Origin of the sequence: Streptomyces sp. ISL-66 (assembly GCF_018614135.1) — a bacterium.
Classification (GTDB): domain Bacteria; phylum Actinomycetota; class Actinomycetes; order Streptomycetales; family Streptomycetaceae; genus Streptomyces.
This window is the reverse complement of the sequence record NZ_JAGGOW010000062.1, coordinates 1-21,304: the sequence shown is the minus strand read 5'-3', so window position 1 is coordinate 21,304 and position 21,304 is coordinate 1. Positions and strand designations below refer to the sequence as shown.

Here is a 21,304-nt window from a genome sequence, read left to right as displayed (position 1 = left end):
GTCCGTCGGGCACCTTCAACCGCGACGACCGTCCGTCGAGCACCTACAACCGCGACGACCGTCCGTCGAGCACCTACAACCGTGACGACCGCGGTGGCGACCGTGGCGGCTTCCGCTCCGGTGGCGACCGTCCGGCCGGTGGCGGCTTCCGCTCCGGTGGCGACCACCGCCCGTCGGGCTCCGGCTCGACCGGCTCCTCCTTCGGCGGCCGTCGTGACGACAAGCCCCGCTGGAAGCGCAACGGCTGATCCGAGGCTCTGAGCCGACCGATCTGAAGCAGGGCCCCCACGACACCACGTCGTGGGGGCCCTGTTCGCGTCCCGGCCCGGTGCGGCCCCCGCGCCGACATCCCCGGACGGGAGAGCCGATATGCGATCGGTGCTCCGGCGGTCTGCGGCTATGCTCTGGGGTGAGCACGTCGAGGGCCATTAGCTCAATTGGCAGAGCAGCGGACTTTTAATCCGTTGGTTGTCGGTTCGAGTCCGACATGGCCTACTGCTCCCAGTGCCCCGTCCGGTCCGCCGGACGGGGCACTGCGTCGTTCGGGGACGGCTCCGGGACTCCCCGGGGGCCTGCCGGGTGCTGCGCCAGATCCGGCCGGACAGCCCCGAGTTGGCCGTCTCCAGTCGGGTTCTAGCGTCCTGACCTGCAGTGATGTCCGTTCCTGAGGTGGTGCGGAGGCCAATTGGCCCAGGGCTCCTCCCGGATGGCGTAGAGTGAGGTTTACCGACGCGGGGTGGAGCAGCTCGGTAGCTCGCTGGGCTCATAACCCAGAGGTCGTAGGTTCAAATCCTGCCCCCGCTACTCAGTACGAAGGCCCGGTTCCCCTTGGGGAACCGGGCTTTCGTCGTACGTGGAGTCATACGCGGAGCCGTGCACGGGCCGTGGTCCGCGTCCCGCCTCACCCGAACGGGCCCGCCCGGGTCGCCGAACCGGCCCTCCTGCGGCGAGCCTTGGGGGACGAGGCGGCGGCGGGCCCGCACCCGATGCGACGGACCGGGCGGCAGGAGAACAGCGTGGCGCGGCTGGGCCGGCAGGGCAGGGGCGAGCGTGCGTTCGGCGCGTTCGCCGCCAGCGCCGTGGTCCGCAGGCTCGTCAAGATGCTCCCGGCCGCCCTGATCGCCGTGGGATTCCTCTTCGACGTTCTCACCCCGCCCAGCTTCACGGGTTCCCCCTTCTTCTCGGCCGCCCCGCTGATCGCCGCTCCCCTCTTCACGCTCCGGGTCACCGTCCTGACCGGGATCGCGGCCACGCTCGCCGTGATGGTGCTGCACGTCTACAACGGCACCACCTGGAAGGTGGAGGCCATGACCGAGCTGGTCACCGTCGTGACCGTCTGCGGGCTGGCCACGCTGATCAACGTGGTCGTGCGGCGCGGTACGGAACAGCTCGCCTCGGCGCGCGGGATCGCCGAGGCCGCCCAGCGCGCCGTACTGCCGACGCCCGCGGAGCGGATCGGGGGCCTGCACGTCGCCGCTTCGTACGAGGCCGCGCAGGCGGACGCCTCCATCGGCGGGGACCTGTACGCCGTCCAGGACACCCCGTACGGCGTCCGGCTGGCGGTGGGCGACGTACGGGGGAAGGGGCTGGGGGCGGTCGAGGCCGTGGCCGTGGTGCTCGGGGCGTTCCGGGAGGCGGCGGAGAGCGAGCCGTCGCTGGAGGCGGTGGCGCAGCGGCTGGAACGGGCGCTGGCCCGCGAGGGCATCCGGCGCGACAGCCTGGACGCGGTGGAGGGGTTCACCACGTGCGTGCTCGGTGAGATCCCGCCGGGCGCGGGCCTGCTGCGGCTCGTCAACCGGGGCCACCCCGAACCGCTGCTGCTGTTCGCGGACGGGGCGCTCGCGGCGCTGACCCCGGCGGAGGCGGCGCTGCCGCTGGGCCTGGGGGACGTGGGCGGCTGGCCCGACCGGGCGCAGGAGTGGCCGTTTCCGCCGGGGGCCACGCTGCTCTTGTACACGGACGGGCTGACGGAGGCCCGGAACGCTTCCGGTGCCTTCTACGATCCGGCGGCCCGGTTGCTCGGCCGGGTCTTCCCCGGGCCGGACGAGCTGCTGAGCGCGCTCAGCAGCGATGTCCGCCGGCACACGGGCGGCGCGGCGACGGACGACATGGCGCTGCTGGCCCTCGCGCGGCCCGGCGAGCGGCAGCCCGACCGGCGGCGGACGGTGCCGGTGGTGCCGAAAGACGACTGAGCGTGACCGGAATGCCGCATTCAGCAAGGTTCTTGACGGGGTGTCAATGTGACGTTGTGGCGCGAGGGGCGGGCGAGTCGCCTGATTTTTGCCCGAGTTGATCCCTGAATGCTAATAAAAGTCCTGGCCAGAGCCGTTCGGCGCGTGGCCGATTGTCGTTAACGATCAATCGCAACTGCTTGGAATCACTCCCCTTCTTCTATTACCGTTCGATAACGCAGCGCGGTCGTCCCGGCCGTCGCAAGAGACGGCGCCGTGCGTGTGCCCGTCCATGAGGAGTGTGCCCAGGTGGCCTCCAACTCGCCTGCCCATGAAGGCACCGACCTCCAGGATCCGCCCACCGCCGGCGCCTGGGGCGAGTGGAACCCCACCGAGGACTCGGCCCGGCCGCCGCGCGGCAAGCACCGCGTGCTCAAGCAGCGCGGCGGACTCGCCCGCTCCTCCACGGTGCTCGGCGTCGGCGTCATCGCGGCCGTCGGCGCGGGCGGCATCGCCACCGCGCAGGACCGGCCCCAGGTCGCCATCAGCCTGCCCTCCCTGCCCTCCCTGCCCTCCCTGCCGGGCGCCCTGGGCGGCGAGGACGACGGCGCCCCCCGCGCCACCGGCAGCGGTACGGACGCCGACACCGGCAGCGGGGCGCGCCCGGAGGGGACCCGGACCGGGATCATCCCGCGGCAGGCGGACCGGAGCGCCGACGCCGGCGAACTCCTGCGCAGCCGCATCCTCCAGCAGGCCGAGTCCCAGCAGGACGCCGCCGCGGCCCAGGAGCGGGCCGAGACCGAGCGGGCCGCGCAGGAGGCCGCCGCCAAGGAGGCCCGCGAGGCCCAGGAGACCGCGCGCAAGGCGGCCGAGGCGGCCGCGGCCGAACAGGCCGCGAAGGAGGCGCGCGAAGCGCAGGAGGCCAAGGCGGCGGCCGAGGCCAAGGCCGCGCAGCAGGCCGCCGCCGAGTCCGCCGGCAGCTACGCCCTTCCCACCTCCGCCTACACCCTCACCTCGCACTACGGAGACTCCGGCTCCATGTGGTCCTCCGGGCACCACACCGGCCTCGACTTCGCGGCCCCGACCGGCACCCCCGTCAAGGCCGTCGGCGCAGGCAAGATCACCTCGGCCGGCTGGTCCGGTGCGTACGGCTACCGGATCGTGCTGGAACTCCCCGATGGCACCGAGGTCTGGTACTGCCACCTGTCCTCGATGTCGGTCACCGGCGGCTCGGTCGCGGCGGGCGACACCATCGGCCGGGTCGGCGCGACCGGCAACGTCACCGGCCCCCACCTCCACCTCGAAGTGCGCGAAGGCGGCTCTACGGTGGACCCGCTGGCGTGGCTGAGGGCAAAGGGACTGACCGTCTAACGACCGCGGACCGCGGACCGCGGACCGCGCGGTTCGGACAGCGGAGCCGACCGCGGATCGCGCGGAGCCGGTACGCCGACCAGCGCGGGGCGGAGCGGATCGAAGGAGGGCGGCAGCAGCTCCTCCAGCACCGCCGCCCGGGACAACGCCGGCCCCGCCGTCGCACGGCGCAGCCAGAGCCGGCGCAGCAACTCCCGCTCCCGGCCGGTGAAATCCGGCTCGCGGGCCGGGCCGCCGCCGCGCGCCCGGCGCCGTAGCAGGGCGAGGGCCACCGCGTCCGCCTCGTACCGGGCGACGGCGCGCGCCGCCGGACGGCCACCCGTCCTGCGGGCCAGCGCGCGGGCCAGCGAACGCGCCGGCATCGACACCAGCGCGGGCACCTCGGCCGGGCCCAGCCAGCCGGCGGCCGCGTACACCGCGAGCTCCCCGGCGACGGCCTTCAAGCGCCGGCGCCGTATCCACACGGCCAGCCACACCAGCAGCCCGAACACCGGGACCATCACGCAGCCGTAGACCACGTAGAAACCGGACTCCCCGAGGTCGGAGGAGCTGTTCCACAGCGCGTGCAGCCCCATGGCCGGGGCCAGGCCCAGCAGGGGCAGGCCGATCCGGCGCGTGCGGCCCGAGGCGAGCGCGGCCGCGCCGAAACCGAGGCCCGTGAACACCGTGAACAGCGGGTGCGCGAACGGGGACATGACGGCCCGGACGAAGAACGTCGCGGCCGTCACGGAGTTCAGCACCCCGGTGCCGTTGGCGGCGTCCTCGTCGAAGGCGTTGCCGAGATAGAGGATGTTCTCGGTGAAGGCGAAGCCGACGGCGGTGAAGCCGGCCACCACGAAACCGTCGGCCGGGCCGGTGAACTGCCGTCTGCGGAACAGGAACACCAGCAACAGGGCGGCCGCCTTGGCGCTCTCCTCGACCACCGGCGCGATGGCCACCGAGCCCAGCTGATCGGCGTCGGAGGGATCGGCGGTGGTCGCGGCTATCCACTGGGTGGCGAAACTGTTGGCCAGTATGGCGATCAGCGCCGCGGCGCACGCGCCCCAGCCGAAGCAGAACAGCAGCTGCGCCCAGGGATGCGGCGAGGCCCGGCCCAGCCAGCGGAACGCCGCCATGAGCGGCGCCACCGGCAACAGGGCCAGGCCGAGACCGACGAAGAAGCCGGGCGTGCCCGTCTGTTCCCGCACGAGCTCCAGGATCGCGACGCCGGAGGCGGCGAGCAGCGCGACGAGTGCGTACGTACGCGCTCGGGGCGTTCGGAGCACGTGCGGCAACCGGCGTGCGGGGAGATCGCGGGGCGGTCGGGTCGCTCGGGACACGCGATGACTCTACCGAGCGGACCAGACACGCGGAGTGACGTTGTCAGTTCTCCGCGTTACCCGTGCGGCGGAAGAGGAGATCGTGTACGACGTGGCCCTTGTCGAGGCCCTGGCCCTCGAAACGGGTGAGGGGACGGAAGTCGGGGCGGGGCGCGTAGCCGCCGTCGGCCTGCGTGTTCTCGAACTCCGGCTGCGCGGTGAGCACTTCGAGCATCTGCTCGGCGTACGGCTCCCAGTCGGTCGCGCAGTGCAGGATCGCCCCGGGCGCCAGGCGGGTGGCGGCCAGCGCGAGGAACTCGGGCTGGATCAGCCGCCGCTTGTGGTGGCGGGACTTGGGCCAGGGGTCGGGGAAGTACACGCGGAGCCCGGCGAGGGAGTCCGGCGGCAGCATCTCGCGGAGCAGGATGATGGCGTCCCCGTTGGCGACGCGGACGTTGGTCAGACCGTTCCGCTCCGCGAGGGCGAGGAGGTTGCCCTGCCCCGGAGTGTGCACGTCGGCGGCGAGGATCCCGGTCCCCGGATCGGCGGCGGCCATCTGCGCGGTGGCCTCGCCCATGCCGAAGCCGATCTCCAGCACGACGGGCAGCCCGCCGAACATCTGCTTGAGGTCGATGACCTCGTGCCCGTCGATGTCGAACCCCCAGGTCCCCCAGAGCCGCTTCAGGGCTTCGCCCTGACCGGTGGTGACCCGGCTGCGCCGGGGCTGGAAGCTCCGGATCCGACGCTCGTAGTGCGAGCCCGCCGGATCGGGCGTGGGCCCGTCGGGGAACCGGGGCTCGGTCCGCCACTTCGGGGGCGCGTAGGTGGATGCCTCCGGCGTCGGCTCGGGGGCGGGACTCGGGGGGATGCGGGACTCAGACACAATGCGACCGATTCTACGCGGGCGCACGCCGAACGCCCTCCGGGCCGTCCGCTCCGCCGAGGGTCCGCCGAGGGTCCGCCAAGGGCCCGCGCGGACCGAAATCCAGCGCGGTCGGCGTTCGGGGCGTGGGGTCCGGGGCCGAGCCCGGGCCCGGGGGCCCTACGGATCAGGGCGGAGCACCGGCACGACCACCCGACCCGGAATCACGCCGCGCGCAGCGCGGTGAGCGCCCGGGAGGCGATCTCCCGCCCGATCGGCAGTGAAGCGGTGGCCGCGGGCGACGGCGCGTTCAGGACGTGCACCGTCCTCGCCGACTCCCGGATCAGGAAGTCGTCCACCAGCGTCCCGTCCCGCAGCACCGCCTGCGCCCGGACCCCGGCCGCCGCGGGCACCAGGTCCGCCGCGGTGACCGCCGGCAGCAGCCGCCGTACCGCCTCGACGAACGCCGGCTTCGACACCGAACGCCACACCTCGCCCGCCCCGTACCGCCAGTGCCGCGCGGCCATCCGCCAGGATCCCGGCCAGGCCAGCTCGTCCGCGAGGTCCCGCGGCCGGACCGTGCCCCACCCGTACCCCTCGCGCGCCAGCGCCGGCACCGCGTTCGGTCCGACGTGGACCCCGCCCCCGATGCCCCGCGTCAGATGGACCCCGAGGAAGGGGAACGCCGGATCCGGCACCGGATAGACCAGGCCGTGCACCAGCTCGGGCCGGACCAGGTCGTAGTACTCGCCCCGGAACGGCACGATCCGCATCCCCGGGTCGTCCCCGGCCAGCCGCGCGATCCGGTCGCACTGCAGCCCCGCGCAGTTCACCAGGACCCGCGCGCGCACCACCAGGCCGGTGCTCGTCCGCACCGCCACCCCCGACGCGCGCCGCGAGATCAGATCGACCGCCCCGCCGTAGACGATCTCCGCACCCGAGGATTCCGCCAGCTGCTCCGCGACCCGCCCGTAGTCCACGATCCCGGTGGTCCCGACGTGGATCGCGGCGAGCCCGCGCACCTGCGGCTCGTACTCGGAGATCTGGGTGGGCCCCAGCTCCCGCACCGGGATGCCGTTCTCCCGGCCCCGCTGCACGAGCGCGTGCAGGCGCGGCAGTTCGTCCCGCTCGGTGGCGACGATGAGCTTGCCGGTCACCTCGTGCGCGATGCCGTGCTCGGCGCAGAACTTGACCATCTCGGCCGCCCCGCGCACCGCGAAGCGCGCCTTGAGGGAGCCCGGCTTGTAGTAGATGCCGCTGTGGATCACGCCGCTGTTGCGGCCTGTCTGGTGCCGGGCGGGGCCGTCCTCCTTCTCCAGGACGACCACGCGGGTCCCCGGAGCGAGCCTGGCGAGGGCATGAGCCGTCGACAGGCCGACGATTCCGCCGCCGATCACCAGCACGTCGCAGTCCACCCTGCCCATGCTGCCCAAGCCGCCCACGCTGACACCTCCCACCCCTGCATAGTGCACCCCGCCACTGACAACGAGGCCACGCGGGGCCTATGCCGGGGTCACCAGCAGAGGCCTGGCCCGCTCGCGCAGTTCGGCGACGCGCGGTTCGTCCCCGTACGGTTCCAGCCGGTGCAGCAGGTCCCGTACGTACTCGTTCGTCCGCGCCGAGGAGATCCGGCCCGCGACCTCCACCGCCCGGGTGCCGGCGGCGCACGCCGCGTCGAGGTTCCCCGACTCCAGCTCGGCCACCGCGCTCACGACGAGCCGCAGCCCGTGCGAGCGTACGTACTCCTCCGTCGGCCGCGAAAGGGCCTGCTCCGTGAAGCGCCTTACCTGCCGCGGGAGTTTGAGGTCGCGGTAGCACTCGGCCGCGTCCGCCGCGAAGCGGTCGTAGGAGTAGAAGCCGAGCCAGGTGGGGTCCCCGTCGCCGTCCCGGGCCCGCTCCAGCCAGCCCTCGGCGGCCCGCAGCGCGGCCCCGGCGGCCGCCGAATCGCCCGCCTTCGCGTGCGCCCGCGCCTCGACGAGGCGGAAGAAGCTCATGGTGCGGGCGGTGGCCAGGCCGCGGTTGCGCTCCACGGCGGCCTGCGCCAGGTCCACGCCCTCGTCCGGGAAGTCCCGGTACGTGGCCTGCAGCGACATCGACGCGAGCACGTACCCCCCGAGCGGTACGTCGGCCGCGGCGCGGGCCAGGCGCAGCGCCTGGATGTAGTAGCGCTGGGCGGCTTCCTGCTGGCCCGTGTCGAACGCCATCCAGCCGGCGAGCCGGGTCAGTTCGGCGGTCGCGCCGAAGAGCGCCCGGCCGACCTCGTCGGTGTAGGAGCCGAGCAGCAGGGGCGCCGCGTCCACCCGCAGGCATTCGGGGACCATCGACGAACGCCAGTCGCCGCCCCCGTACTTGGAGTCCCAGCGGCGGGCGTCCTCGGCGGCCTCGCGCAGCTTCGCCACGTCGCTGTGGCCCACGCGCAGCGGACCGGCCTCGGAGGCGGCGGCCGGCGCGGATGCGGGCACGGATGCGGGCACGGCGGATGCGGCGGCGCCGACGCCGGGTGCGGGAGTTTCGCCCGAAGGCTGGGCGGGCACACCCCCGACGAGGGCGCCCGGCGGCGCCGGAAGGCCTTCCGGCGGGGCCGCACCCGGCACCGGTTCGCGCGATGCCGCGGTCGCGCGGGACGGCGCTCCCCGGCGCTGACCCTGCTCGCTGCTGCCCTGCCCCTGTCCCGGCCCCTGTCCCTGACTCCGCCCGCTGCCCGGTCCCTGTCCCAGCCCTTGGCCCGGTACCCCCGGTCCCTGGCTTGGCCCCTGCCCCTGCGCCTTCCCCGTTCCCCGTCCCTGTCCCGCTCCGCCGACCTGGCCCTGGGTCCGACCCGGCTCGCGCGCCACGGAGCCGTCGGCGGGAGATATCAGCCAGCGCGAGGCCGGCGTCGCGTACGCCGACACCGAGAAGGAACCGGCGAGCGACTGCCAGATCCCGCCACCGCCGCGCCGTCCGGCCAGGTCGAGCCGGTACAGCTCGGTCGCCGAGCGCACGGCGGCCCCCACGTCGCGCGGGAAGGCCAGCCCCACCTCGGGCGCCGGATCCGCGTCCGCGAGGCCGATCTCGTGCAGCGGCACGGGCCGGCCGAGCTTCGCGCCGATGGCAGCCGCGATCAGGTGCGGGGCGGCGCCCTGCGGCACCATCCCCTTCGACACCCACCGGGCCACCGACGTCTTGTCGTACCGAAGCGTCAGGCCGCGCTGCGCGCCGAGGTCGTTGACCCGCCGGGCCAGCCCGGCGTTGCTGATGCCCGCGAGGGCGAGGACGGCGCCGAGCTTCTCATTGGGCTCGCGGAGCTCCCTGGACATGCGCCACCCCTCGTCACACGCGGAACGCAGACGCCACCGGGGCATAGGCTCCCGGCATTTCGTAAACCCAGCGTAGTTCCCCGCCTCCCAAGCGTTAAGGCCCCCAGTCCCGTATGGCGGGATTGTTGTCCGTATGCACAGTCGGGGAGGGGTCCGGGCCCGGGGCGCACCTGTCGGTGCGTGCTCCGCCCGTGTGGCCGTGCGCCCGGCCGTGCGCTCTGGCCGCACCGCGGGCCCGACGATTCGATGACGGTGCGTGGGTCGGCCCGCTGCGTGGACCCGACGGGCCGGGGGACGCCGCTGCCTCAATCCCCGCGGGTGGCGGAACGGTCCGGGGGGTGGATCCCGCCCCCCGGACCGCGCCCCGCGGGACGGGCGCCGTCAGTGCGGGCAGGGGCCCGGAAGGGTCCGCAGTACGGTCGAAGAATGGCCGAAACAGACCTATGGGGCGGTGGGAACGGAACGCCAAATACCGCCTGGGCGGGGCGTGTTCGTTTGCATGTGCGCCCCCCAGAACCACTCTCGCACGCCTGTCTCGTGGCAGCATGGTCCCCGAGCCACCCGGGGTCCCGCCGACCGCGCCCAAAAGCGCCGGCCGCGCCGTCCGCACCCCGGTCGGATGCCCACGGCAGGGGAGGCGGCGGTGCGCTGGTTGGTGGGTTGGAGCAGCATCGCCGCGAGCTTCGGCACGGCCGGACGCGTCGCGGGGCACGCCACCGCGCAAAGCTCCGGCCAGGGCGGATACGGCTCCGGCCACAACTCCGGCTACGGATCGGCCCCCGGCTACGGCTCCGGCCCCGACGGCTGGGGCGACGGCCCCGTGCGCGGCGGCCTCGCCGACGCCGACCACCCCGACGACCCGGCGGCCTCCCAGGCCGACCGCACCGTGGTCCCCGTGGGCGCCCAGCTCCTGTGGGGAGACCCCGACCCCCTGTGGGCCGTCGGCGACTGGCGCCCGGACGAGATCCGCACCCTCACCGCCGATCCCGCCGACCCCTTCATCCGGCTCGCCGTGTTCGGCTGCTGCGGCGCCACCGACGAGGAACTCCGCCGCGGCCTCTCCGCCGCCCGCGGCGGCGCGCTGCGCCACCTCACCCAGTGGCCCGGCAGCTACACCGCCGTCGTCCAGGCCGGCCGCCGCATCACCGTCGTCGGCGACCTCGCGGGCGCCCGCCCCGTCTTCTACACGCCCTGGGCGAGCGGGACCGCGTACGCCACCGCCGCCCTCCCGCTCGCCGACCTGATCGAGGCCCAGCTCGACGTCGGCCATCTCGCCACCCTGCTGGCCTGCCCCGACAGCCCGGAGGCGCTGGGCGACGGCACACCGTACGTCGGCGTGCGCCGCATCCCGCCCGGCCACGCGCTGATCCTGCGCGAGGGCTCGCGGGAGATCACCGGGTACGAGGCGGTTGCCTCCCTCGCGGTGGCCGCTCCCGAGGCCGACGCCGAGTGCGCGGTGGAGGGCGTACGGGAAGCTTTGGTCGACGCGGTGCGCGCCCGGCTCACGGCTCCCCGCCATGCCCCCGACACACTGCCCCACGATCCCGGGCCGGTACCAGGAATGGGCCCCGCCGACCGGCGCGCGGCCCGCGGCGCCCCCGCGCCCGTACCCGGAGTCGGCGCCGACCTCTCCGGCGGCAGCGCCTCCGCCACCCTCGCCCTGCTCGCGGCCGGCCTCCCCGGGGCGCCCGGCACGATCCTCAGCCGCACCGGCGAACGCCTCCTCGCCGTCACCTTCAACGACCTGGCCACCCCCCAGGGCCGCGAACCCGAACTGGAACGCGCCCACGCCATCGCCGCCAACCCCCGCCTGCACCACGTGGTCGTGGCCGCCGCCGAGGAAGCGCTCCCGTACGCGGACCTCGACGGTCCGCTCACCGACGAGCCCGGCCCCTCCCTCGTCTTCGCCGCCCGCGAGCGCCGCCGCCTGGCCGCCGGATCGGCGGACCACTTCACCGGCCACGGAGCCCGCCAGGTCCTCGACGCCCACCCCGCCCGGCTCGCCGACCTCCTGATGGACCGCCGCAGACGCCACCTGCTGCGCCCGGCCTTGGCCCTGGCCCGCTCGTCCCCCGGCGACTCCCTCCTCGTCCCGTTCACCGTCCCGCTCACCGTCTACTCCGCCGCCCGCCGCCTGGCGCGTACGCCGTACCGCGCGGGCATGGAAGCGGCCGCCGCCCGGCTGCGCGAAGGCGGCGCGGGCACCGGCCCCTCCTCCCCCGTGGACGCCTCGCTCGCGGCCCTGACCTGGTCCCGCCCCGGCCCGGCGGCGGGCTGGCTGACCGGCGAGGCCCTGGCAGAGGTATCGATCCGCCTGACCGCCGCCGCCGGCCGCCCCCCGCTCTCCCTGCGGCCCGGGGAGGCCCGGGCCCGCGCGGCCCTGGCCCGCCACGCCGCCGACCACCGGGTCTTCGAACAGGCCGTGGAAGTCCGCAGCCAGCGCCTGCACGCGCCCTTCCTGGACAACCAGGTCGTACGGGCCGCCCGCGCCCTCCCCGAATCCCTGCGCGTCCAGCCCGGCGCGCGGGCCGCGATCCTGCGCAGCGTCCTGTCCTCGGCCGGGGTCCGCGAACTCCCCGCGGGATGGGGCGCCACCACCCACGCCCCGAACGAATCCGCCACCCGCCTGGGCCTGCGCGCGGCCCTCCCGCACCTGCTGTCCCTCTTCGCGACCCCGCTCCTGGCGGACGCGGGCCTGATCGAGGCCCGCGTCGTCCGCCAGGCCCTGCTCGACGCGGCGGACGGCCGCCCGGTCCCGCTGGACGGCCTGGCCGAACTCGTCTCGATGGAACTGTGGCTGGGCCGCCTCCTCTCCCGCCGGGGCACCTGCTGGACGGGCACCTCCACCCCCCGCCGCCGAGCGGTCCCCAAGGGCGTCCCCCTCCGCCGCCCGGCCCTCTCCTAGTGCGGTGACCGGAAGGGTTCACCGGGTTGCGACGCCCGGCACGGCACCGCGCGGCCACAGCACCGGCACGCACAGGGCGAATGCAGCCGGGCCGAGAAGATCCATCGCCGCCGGTGAACCTCGGCCTCGCCAAGGACAGCCGGGGCACGGTCGACCCAGAGGCCCGGTCACCTGGGGAAATCCGCGGGGGCGAGGGACCCCCGACCCGACGTCCCCGTCAGCGACAGCTGATCACCGCGTCGACCCAGCTCGCCAACACCGGCAACGACCCGCTTCCCACCCGCTCCACGACCAGCCGCAGCGTCTTGTGCCCTGACAACGACACGGACACGCTCGCCGCCGGGTCCTCCCGCCCGATCACCGCCGACCGCCACAGCCGCTGCCCGTCCCCGTACACGGAGAACCGCACCTCGCCGTCCGTGTACAGCGACAGCCCGTCCACCCCGGCCCGCGCGGTGAAGTCCGTGCACTGCCGGTTGAGCGCGATCTGCACGGAGGACCGGGAGTCGACGGTGATCCCGTGGGCGAACCGCTGCCCGCCGATCCTCAGCCCCCAGCGCTGCCACACCCAGCTGCTCTGCCAGGTCTGGATCTCGGGACCGTCGTGGTCGCCGTACGCGGAGCGGCCCAGCCGGGCGATCCGGAACGCCTGCGCCGCCGGCGCCGGCTTCGGCGGCGCCTTGAGACGCGGAGTCGGACGGGGACTTGGGCCGGGGCTCTGGCTACGCCCAGGGCTCGCCGACCGCCGCACCCGGCTGGGGGAAGGCGCCGGCGCGGCCGGAGCCTTGGCCGGCGGAGTGGTCACGCGCGCCGGCGCCGGCTGCGCCCGCGTCGGGCTCGGCTCCTGCGAGGCCGGAGCGGAGGGCTTCGCCGCAGGCACGATCGGCGCCGCCATGCTCGGCGCGGGCTTCGCGCTCGCGGGCGGCTCGGCGTCGTCACCGGCCAGCGCGAACACCACCCCGGCCGCGGCGGCGACCACGACTCCGGCGGCGATGGCCGCCTTGGCCGGAAGCCCCAGCCCTTCCGAAGCCAGGGCCCCACCGGCCCCACCGGCTCCGCCCGTTCCGGCGGCCCCACTGGCCGCGGCACCCCCGGCGGCTCCACCGGCGGTGCCCGCACCCGTCACCCCGACGGTCGATCCTCCCGCGGCGGCCCCGGCACCGCCCGCGGCGACGGCCCCGCCGGCCACGACTCCGGCCGCCTTGGCCGCGTACCCGGCGGCGAACCACCCGATGACGGCGATCGGCAGCAGTGCGGGAATGCCCGCGTTGACGTCCTTGAGCTCCCGGGCGGCGACCCGGCACCGGGCGCACTCCTCCAGGTGCTTGCGCAGCCCCCGCTCGGCCCGCATCCGCAGGCCGCCGCGGGCGTACGCCCCGAGCCGGTCGGCGTACCGGGCGCAGTCCCCGCCCGAGCTCAGCGCGGTGCTCACGTGGGCCTGGAGGTATGCCTGCTTGAGACCCTCCCGGGCCCGACTGGCCAGTACCGCGGTCGCGTTGGCGCTCAGCCCGAAGAGAGGGGCGATCGCGCTCGGGGACGCCTCCTCGACGGTGGTGTGCCACAGCACGGCCTGCCACCGCTCGGGCAGGCTCCGGAAGGCCTGCATGGCGAGCGACTGCTCGGCCTCGTGCATCGCCCGCACGTCGGCGCCGAGTTCCAGGGTGTCGTCCCCGGCCAGCCCGACCCCGCCGTCGCCGGACGCGGAGGCCTGCTCCGCGAACAGCGCGAAGTCCTCGACCAGATGCTCCCGCTTCGCGGTTTTCGCCCAGGCCGCGGCGACCCGTCGCACGGTGGTCAGCAGATAGGCACGGACGGACTGATCCGGACCGGCGCCTCCCCGTACCGCCTGGAGGGTGCGCGCGAACACCTCGGCCGTCAGATCGTCGGCCGTGTGCCCGTCCCGGCAACAGGTGCGGGCGTAGCGCCGTACGGCATCGGCGTGCCGGCGGAACAGCTCCTCGTACGCACCGTCGTCGCCCCCGCGCATGCGGGCGATCAAGTCCCCGTCGGACGGGGGCAGCTCACCGCTGGCTCCGGCGGCGTGCCGCCCGCCCGGTTCGCGCTGCGCCGGCACCTGCCGCGCGGGCAGATCACCCGCCTCGACTTCGCCGCCGACGCCACCGTAGGGCTCTTCCCGACCGTCAACGCTCATCGCGAAAGCCCCCGCACGACACACTCAACCGGTACACCGATCCAGCGTGTCACACGGCGAACACGCCCCGTGTCCGTCTGCACACCATCCACTCATCCGGGCACAATGCCGGGAATTGCCGTACGCCACCCCACCTGCTCGAGCGAGCCGCCATCCGACGGCTCCGAGCCGGCGCCAGCCGGCCCACGCTATGGAGTCGACCGGAGCCGACCCGACCGGAGCCGACCCCCGAGCCGATCCGAGCCGACTCCCGAGCCGACCCGGCCGGAGCCGACCCGGACGCATCAGACCGTCCGGGACCGCAGCCCCTCGAGCAGGATGTCGAGCAGCCGTGCCGAAGCCGCGGCCTGCTGCGCCGCGTCCGGCAGGGCCGGCGCGGCCGTGGCTATCACCAGCAGCACATCGGCCACCGTGACGTCGCCCCGCAGTTCGCCGGCCTCCCGGGCCCGCTCGACCAGACGGCCGACGACCTCCAGCAGCTCGCCCGCGCCCGCGTCGTCCGAGGGCTCGTCCTCCAGGCCCCGCGAAGAGCCGACGATCCGCAGCTCGGGTGCCCCGCCGGTCACGTGGACCTGCCGCTGGTGCGGCACCCGCGCGGCCTCGGCCTCCTCCTCGCCGGGACCGCCGACCCGCAGCACCTGTGGCGGCAACAGCCGTCCGGCGCCGGAGGCCACGGAGGTGCGCAGGAAGCGCGACAGCGCCTGCCACGGCTCCTCCTCCTGGCCGAGCGCGGTCCGGGCCTGCTCGGTCAGCCGGGAGGTCTCCTCCTCGGCTATCCGCCGGACCAGGACGTCCTTGCTCGGGAACCGCCGGTACACCGTGCCGACGCCGACCCGCGCACGGCGCGCGACGTCCTCCATCGGAGCCCCGTAACCGAGCTCGCCGAAGACCTCGCGGGCGGCTCGCAGTACGTGTTCGAGATTGCGCTGGGCGTCGACGCGCAGCGGCGTGGAACGACCCACGCCGTGCGTCGTGGCGCCGCCTGCCATCAGGCGGCCGTTGCTCTCCGAAGAGGCAGTGGCCGACGACAGAGCGGTCGCAGAAGCATGGAAATCGGAAATGTGCATATGTATCCCCCGGTAATCATATGTCTCCCCCCGGAGACACTCCCCGCCTTCGTGTCGAGGGGGGCCACGGTCATGTGGGCCCTGGTCCTACTCCTCGACGAGATACGAACATAGTTGAGCCAGGGTCAATTCAGAAGAGGCAGCCCCGGACGGACCGCCGCCCGATCGGAGCATTCACCCCCACTTTTCCGTTGGAAGCCCCCGGAATCACCCCTTCCGCACGCCCTGACCTGCGCACCTTCACCTCCTTCCGACCCCCCGGACGACCCGCTCCCGGTACCCCTTCCGGTCACACAATCTGTCGGGCCTGTGGACAAACTCCCGGCCACGTTGCGTCATGGGGTGGTGAAGGCTGCTAACTCCCGGGGCGAGTCCCCCGGAAACCCGCCCCGCACGCGGATCCTGATCGTCGGCGGCGGCTACGTAGGCATGTACACGGCACTCCGGCTCCAGCGAAAGCTGAGAACCGGCGAGGCCGAGGTCACGGTGGTCTCTCCCGAGCCGTACATGACGTACCAGCCCTTCCTTCCGGAAGCGGCCGCGGGCTCCATTTCCCCACGCCACGTGGTGGTTCCCCTGCGCCGCGTCCTCAGCGAATGCCGCATCGTCATCGGCGAGGCCCAGCGCATCGACCACGCCAAACGGACGGCGACCGTCACCACCCTCGCCACCGACGAGGAGGGCGCCGGCCCGGTCGAGATCGAGTACGACGAACTCGTCCTCGCCCCCGGCTCCGTCTCGCGCACCCTCCCCATCCCGGGGCTCGCCGATTACGCCATCGGATTCAAGACCGTCGAAGAGGCCATCGGCCTGCGCAACCACGTCATCGAACAGATGGACATCGCCTCCTCCACCCGCGATCCCGCGATCCGCGACGCCGCCCTCACCTTCGTCTTCGTCGGCGGCGGCTACGCCGGTGTCGAAGCGCTCGGCGAGCTGGAGGACATGGCGCGCTACGCCGCCCGCTACTACCACAACGTCAAACCCGAGGACATGAAGTGGATCCTGGTCGAGGCCAGTGACCGGATCCTTCCCGAGGTCGGGCCCGAGATGGGCACCTACACGATCCGCGAACTGCGCCGCCGCGGCATCGATCTGCGCCTCGAGACCCGCCTCGAATCCTGCGAGAACCGCGTTGCCGTCCTCAGCGACGGCGCCCGCTTCCCCACCCGCACCGTCGTATGGACCGCCGGCGTCAAACCGCACCCGGTCCTCGCCGCCAGCGACCTGCCCAAGAACGAACGCGGCCGCCTCGCCTGTACCTCCTTCCTGACCGTCGAAGGCGTCGAACACGCCTGGGCCGCCGGCGACGCCGCCTCCGTCCCCGACATCACGGCCGCGGAGAAGGGCGTCCCCTGCGCCCCCAACGCCCAGCACGCCGTCCGCCAGGCCAAGGTCCTCGCCGACAACCTCGTGTCGTCCCTGCGCGGCGGAGTCCTCACCGAGTACGCCCACAAGTACGCCGGGTCCGTCGCCTCCCTCGGCTTCCACAAGGGCGTCGCCCACGTCTACGGACGCAAGCTCAAGGGCTACCCGGCGTGGCTCATGCACCGCGCCTACCACCTCAGCCGCGTCCCCACCCTGAACCGCAAGACGCGCGTGCTCGCCGAGTGGACGCTCTCCGGCCTCTTCAAGCGTGAGATCGTCTCGCTGGGATCCCTCGAACACCCCAGAGCAGAATTCGAACTCGCCGCGGGCGGGGGCCCCAAGGAGCCACCGAAGAAGAGCGGAAGCTGACGTTGTCAGTGCCGTCGGCCACACTGGACGTGTGACCATAGGTGGGCTCACACCTGCACAGAGTGACACCAGCGTGACATATGCGTGACATCCGAGTGCACCCAAGTGCCACCGAGTGACATAGCGACCACGAGCGACACCACGAGGCTAGAAGCAGTGAACTTCACGCGCTGGAGCGCCCGGTTTCCCGGAACGCAGCGCCGCGCCGCCGCCCGCTCCGAACACGCCGCCGCCCAGGCCAAACGGGGCGAGGGCTCGGTCCCGGCCGCCCGCGGCGCCGCCGGCCATTCCGCGACCGCACCGGACGGCGTCCCCGCCGACCCCACCGTCCGCGGCACCGGCGCGGGCACCACCGCCCCGGGAGCCGCGGCCGGTACGGGAACCGCCCACGCCCCCGTCCCCTCGCTCGACGAGCTCGCCGTACGGGAAGTCCTCGACCGCCTCCCGGCCCTCGTCGCCCTCGTGCACGGCCCCGAACACCGCGTCGCCTACGTCAACGACGCCTACACCGCCGGCTTCGGCGCCCGCACCCCCGGCGCCCCCGCGCACCTCGCCCTCCCCGAACTCGGCGCGCTCGGCCTGCTCCCGCTCCTCGACCAGGTCCAGCGCAGCGGGAAGTCCCGTACCGCCAAGAACCGCTCCGCGCCCGGCGGCGGCAGCTCCTACACGGTCACCTGCACCCCGGTCGAGTTCCCCAAGACCCATAGGGACAGCGGTACTCCGGCCACGGACCCCGCCGCGGACACGGGCAGGGCCATGTCCACATCCACAGCCACGCCCACCGGCACGGCCACGGGCAGCGACGGCGAAACCGACGGCACCCCCCACCACACCGGCGTCCTCGTCCACCTCGCGGACGTCACCGACCACGCCGAGGCCGCCGAGCGCCTGCGCGCCAGCGAGCGCCGCCAGCGCGAGGCCGCCGTCACCCTCCAGCGCTCCCTCCTCCCGCAAGAGCTGGAGCAGCCGGACGACCTGCGGGTGGCCGCCACCTACCAGCCCGGCGGCACCGAGGCCGCCGTCGGCGGCGACTGGTACGACGTCATCACCCTCGGCGCCGGCCGCACCGCCCTCGTCATCGGCGACGTCATGGGCCGCGGGGTCCGCGCCGCCGCGGTCATGGGCCAGCTCCGCACCGCCGTCCGCGCGTACGCCCGTCTGGACCTCCCGCCCCACGAGGTCCTGCAACTCCTCGACGGACTGGCCGCCGAGATCGATGCCAGCCAGATCGCCACCTGCGTCTACGCCGTCCACGACCCCAACGAAGGCCTCCTCGCCTACGCCTCCGCCGGCCACCTCCCGATCCTCGTCCGCGACGAGGACGGCACCGTGCGCCGCGCAGCCGACCCCACCGGCCCGCCGCTGGGCACCGGCGGCTGGCTCCACACCTCCGGCACGATCGCGCTCGGCCCCGGCTCCACCGCCGTCCTCTACACCGACGGCCTGGTCGAACGCCGCGGCGAGGACATCGACGAAGGCGTGGCCGCCCTGGAGCGCGCCCTCTCCGGAGCCCAGGGCAGCCCCGCCGTCATCTGCGACCGCCTGATGCGCGCCCTCGGGGTGGACGCCGACCACGACGACGACGTGGCCGTGATGGTCCTCCAGCAGCCCACCCGCACCGGTGCCGACGCCGAGCTCTTCCGCAACGCCGCCCTCGAACTCCACGGCGGCATCGAGGCCGCCCCGCGCGCCCGCGCCTTCGCCCAGGGCGTCCTCGCCTCCTGGCGGTTCCCGGTCGAGCTGTGCGACCTCGGCGTCCTGGCCGCCAGCGAGCTCGTCGCGAACTCCCTCCAGCACGGCACCCCGCCGATGCGCCTGCGCCTGCGCCGCACCGACCGCCGCCTGATCATCGAAGTCACCGACGGGGACGACCACCTCCCGCGCCGCCGCCGCGCCGAACCGGCGGACGAGACGGGCCGCGGCATCTCGATCGTCGCCACCATCGCCTCGTCCTGGGGCTCCCGCCGCACCCCGGGCGGCGGCAAGGCCGTCTGGTGCGAGTTCGCCCTCCCGGACAAGGACACGAACAAGGACAAGGAATGAATAAGGACAAGGACAAGGACAAGTAGCCGGGTACCCGGACACGGCGAAGGCCCCGATCCACCGGACCGGGGCCTTCGCCGTTCTCCTGCGCGTACGGAGGTCTCCGTATATACGTCTACGCGGGTACGTCTACGCGGGTACGGCCTCGGCCGCCTTCGCCGGCTCCGGCACGAGCACACCGCGGGCCAGCGCCGGGTTGTCCTGCACCGGAGTCAGCTGCTTGCCGAGGCGCAGCGCCAGCCAGGCGATGCCCAGCGAGACCAGTACGAAGGTCCCGATGTAGAGCATCGGCACCCCCGCGCCCAGCGGCACACCGAGCGGCCCGAGCGCCAGCGCCATCTGCTTCACCAGGGCGAAGGCCGAGTTGTACTGGCCCACGGACCCCTCCGGAGCCAGATCCGCGACGAGCGGCGCCAGCGTCGGCGACAGCATGGCCTCGCCGATGCCGAAGAGCGCGTACGTGGTGATGAACGCGGCGGCGGCCATCATCGCGCTGCCGTGGCCCAGCCCGGAGAAGCCGGCGATGATCCACGCGCCGGTCCAGATCAGGCCGACGAGCGCGATCACCCGGGACCGGCGGTGGTTCTCGACGAGCTTCAGCACGACGAACTGCGCCACGACGATGGCACCGGTGTTGGCGGCCAGGGCGAACCCGAGCACGGAGGGGGAGACCCCGGCCGCCTCGGTGCCGAAGGCGGACAGGCCCGACTCGAACTGTCCGTAGCAGGCGAAGAAGAGGACGAAGCCGAGGACGCAGAACTGCACCATGGCCTTGTGCTCGAGCAGCCGCTTCCAGCCGCCGCCCGCCTGCGCGGCGGCCTTGGCCAGGGCGCCGCTGATGGCCGGCACCTGCGGCAACCGCACCGTGGCGATGACCCCGGCCAGGATCAGGAACATCACGGCCTCGATGCCGAACAGCAGGGTGAAGCTGCCGGGACGCGTCTCGTCGACGATGAGACCGCCGATGAGGCCGCCGATGCCCAGGCCCAGGTTCTGCATGAAGAACTGGAGGGCGAAGGCCCGGGTCCGGGTGGAGGGCGTGGAGCAGCGCACGATCATCGTGGCCAGCGCGGGCTGCATGACGGCCTGCCCGGCGCCGAGCGCCAGGGCCGACAGCAGGATCGGTACGACGCTGGTGGAGAGACCGAGCGAGAGCGAGCCGAGCGAGGCGAGGAACGCCGCACCGATGACCACGGGGGCGGGCCCCCGCCGGTCGATGACCCGGCCGGTGAAGGGCAGCGCGAGGAGCGCACCGAGGGCAAACGCGACGAACGTGCACGTCGCCCACATGGGGTCCAGCTCCCGCACCTTCGCCGCGTACACGTAGAGGAACGGAACCGTGAAACCGATACCGAACGCGGTCAACGCGTTCCCGGCCTGGATCCTCCGCATCGCAGCGCCCATCACCCTGGTCACTTCTCACCACCTTGATTACTGAAGCCTGAAGACTTCATACCTAAAGTTCGATCCTTAACACTACACACCGAAGGAGTTAGATGCCAACGGGCTCGTGCCATACTTCGCACCATGGGTGACACCCCCGACGGCACTGCGCCCGTCCACGAGCCGAGCCTCGACGAACAGATCGCCGTCTATCAGCGCGAATTCCAGGACCTCGACCCCCAGGTCGAGAAGGTCGTATCGGCCCTCAGCCGCCTGAACCGCCGGATGAACGTCGCGTACGGGCGCCAGACCGCGGCCCTGGGCATCAGCAACGCGGAGTGGGAGGTCCTCAAGGCCCTCGTGCTCTCCGGAGCCCCGTACCGGATGGGTCCGAGCGAGCTCGCCAAGCAGCTGGGCCTCACGCCGGCGGCGATGACGCACCGGATCGACCGCATGACGGCGGAAGGGCTGGTCACGCGCGAGCGGGACGAGAACAACCGCGTCCGCGTGATCGTCGAGCTCACGGCTGAAGGCCGCAGCAAGTGGCTGGACGCGATGCGCGCGGCCACGGTCTTCGAGGAGGACCTCCTCCAGGACCTCTCCACGGCGGAGCGCGGGGCCTTGGGCGACATGCTCACTCGCCTCCTGGACCGCGTGGAGGACCTCCAGTCCCCGAGCTGAGCCCGGACTCCGCCCAGGGTTGACACGGTCCCCACGGATCCGTAAGGTTCTTCGAGTTGTCCCTGAGGCGAAACGTTTCAGAGGCCACGAATCCCGCCGCCTCGTTGCGGCACCCACCTCAGCAAGATCTCCCACCGGGAACGTATTCGGCATGCCCGAATTCATTTCCGAAGGCCGATTATGAATCGCCAGGGAAATCCACTAGAGTTCTGGGAGTCGGAAGGGCCCAACAGCCCGGAAGGCAAATCCCGCTGACTGGGAGTCAGGCCCGAAAGAGTCTGATAGAGTCGGAGACACAAGAACGAAGGAAGCGCCTGGAGGAAAGCCCGAGAGGGTGA

13 protein-coding genes, 2 tRNA genes and 1 pseudogene are annotated in these 21,304 nt (G+C 73.4%); 9 read left to right on the top strand and 7 right to left on the bottom strand.

What is annotated here, in order from left to right; genetic code table 11:
* From J7E97_RS35760 to J7E97_RS12985, 5 genes and pseudogenes are all read left to right on the top strand, one after another.
* Positions 1-248 (top strand): annotated as a pseudogene (locus tag J7E97_RS35760) (RNA helicase); the annotation flags it as partial.
* A gap of 174 nt (positions 249-422) precedes the next feature.
* Positions 423-495, top strand: a tRNA-Lys gene (locus tag J7E97_RS13000).
* 235 nt (positions 496-730) lie between these two features.
* Positions 731-804, top strand: a tRNA-Met gene (locus J7E97_RS12995).
* Positions 805-1,016: 212 nt separating this feature from the next.
* Positions 1,017-2,192, top strand: a complete 1,176-nt coding sequence (locus J7E97_RS12990) for a PP2C family protein-serine/threonine phosphatase (protein WP_215026154.1) — start codon at positions 1,017-1,019, stop codon at positions 2,190-2,192.
* 288 nt (positions 2,193-2,480) lie between these two features.
* Positions 2,481-3,542 carry a M23 family metallopeptidase gene (locus tag J7E97_RS12985; RefSeq protein WP_215026151.1) on the top strand — a complete coding sequence of 354 codons (1,062 nt, stop codon included), beginning with the start codon at positions 2,481-2,483 and terminating at the stop codon, positions 3,540-3,542.
* Here the strand turns inward: J7E97_RS12985 and J7E97_RS12980 are convergent.
* The 4 genes from J7E97_RS12980 to J7E97_RS35755 form a co-directional block, all read right to left on the bottom strand.
* Complete coding sequence (locus tag J7E97_RS12980; protein WP_215026148.1) at positions 3,539-4,861, bottom strand: PrsW family intramembrane metalloprotease; 1,323 nt, start codon at positions 4,859-4,861, stop codon at positions 3,539-3,541. The two genes, J7E97_RS12985 and J7E97_RS12980, sit on opposite strands and share 4 nt — an antisense overlap.
* Positions 4,862-4,904: 43 nt before the next feature.
* Entirely contained in the window at positions 4,905-5,723 is an 819-nt protein-coding gene (trmB, locus tag J7E97_RS12975) for a tRNA (guanosine(46)-N7)-methyltransferase TrmB (RefSeq protein WP_374224147.1), read from the bottom strand.
* Between the two features lie 203 nt (positions 5,724-5,926).
* Positions 5,927-7,126 carry an L-2-hydroxyglutarate oxidase gene (gene lhgO, locus J7E97_RS12970; RefSeq protein WP_215026209.1) on the bottom strand — a complete coding sequence of 400 codons (1,200 nt, stop codon included), beginning with the start codon at positions 7,124-7,126 and terminating at the stop codon, positions 5,927-5,929.
* A 78-nt stretch (positions 7,127-7,204) separates the two neighbouring features.
* On the bottom strand, positions 7,205-8,998 hold the full coding sequence (locus J7E97_RS35755; RefSeq protein WP_251054382.1) for a sporulation protein: 1,794 nt from the start codon (positions 8,996-8,998) through the stop codon (positions 7,205-7,207).
* Positions 8,999-9,641: 643 nt separating this feature from the next.
* On the opposite strand from J7E97_RS35755, the gene J7E97_RS12955 reads away from it, so the two are divergent.
* Positions 9,642-11,903: an asparagine synthase-related protein gene (locus tag J7E97_RS12955; RefSeq protein ID WP_374224148.1), complete on the top strand. Its 2,262-nt coding sequence runs from the start codon at positions 9,642-9,644 to the stop codon at positions 11,901-11,903.
* 217 nt (positions 11,904-12,120) lie between these two features.
* Here J7E97_RS12955 and J7E97_RS12950 read toward each other — a convergent pair whose 3' ends face one another.
* A complete protein-coding gene (locus J7E97_RS12950) occupies positions 12,121-14,055 on the bottom strand; it encodes a sigma-70 family RNA polymerase sigma factor (protein WP_215026142.1) in 1,935 nt (644 codons plus the stop codon).
* A 284-nt stretch (positions 14,056-14,339) separates the two neighbouring features.
* Positions 14,340-15,122: a helix-turn-helix domain-containing protein gene (locus J7E97_RS12945; protein WP_215026139.1), complete on the bottom strand. Its 783-nt coding sequence runs from the start codon at positions 15,120-15,122 to the stop codon at positions 14,340-14,342.
* Positions 15,123-15,464: 342 nt separating this feature from the next.
* Here J7E97_RS12945 and J7E97_RS12940 point away from each other — a divergent pair, with 342 nt between their 5' ends.
* Both J7E97_RS12940 and J7E97_RS12935 read left to right on the top strand, forming a co-directional pair.
* Positions 15,465-16,859: an NAD(P)/FAD-dependent oxidoreductase gene (locus tag J7E97_RS12940; protein ID WP_215026136.1), complete on the top strand. Its 1,395-nt coding sequence runs from the start codon at positions 15,465-15,467 to the stop codon at positions 16,857-16,859.
* 156 nt (positions 16,860-17,015) lie between these two features.
* The gene (locus tag J7E97_RS12935) at positions 17,016-18,902 is read left to right on the top strand and encodes an ATP-binding SpoIIE family protein phosphatase (protein WP_215026134.1); all 1,887 of its coding nucleotides are present in this window, start codon (positions 17,016-17,018) and stop codon (positions 18,900-18,902) included.
* A gap of 129 nt (positions 18,903-19,031) precedes the next feature.
* Here J7E97_RS12935 and J7E97_RS12930 read toward each other — a convergent pair whose 3' ends face one another.
* Positions 19,032-20,306 carry an MFS transporter gene (locus J7E97_RS12930; protein ID WP_215026206.1) on the bottom strand — a complete coding sequence of 425 codons (1,275 nt, stop codon included), beginning with the start codon at positions 20,304-20,306 and terminating at the stop codon, positions 19,032-19,034.
* Between the two features lie 123 nt (positions 20,307-20,429).
* On the opposite strand from J7E97_RS12930, the gene J7E97_RS12925 reads away from it, so the two are divergent.
* Positions 20,430-20,966: a MarR family winged helix-turn-helix transcriptional regulator gene (locus J7E97_RS12925; protein WP_215026132.1), complete on the top strand. Its 537-nt coding sequence runs from the start codon at positions 20,430-20,432 to the stop codon at positions 20,964-20,966.
* Positions 20,967-21,304: the final 338 nt, after the last annotated feature.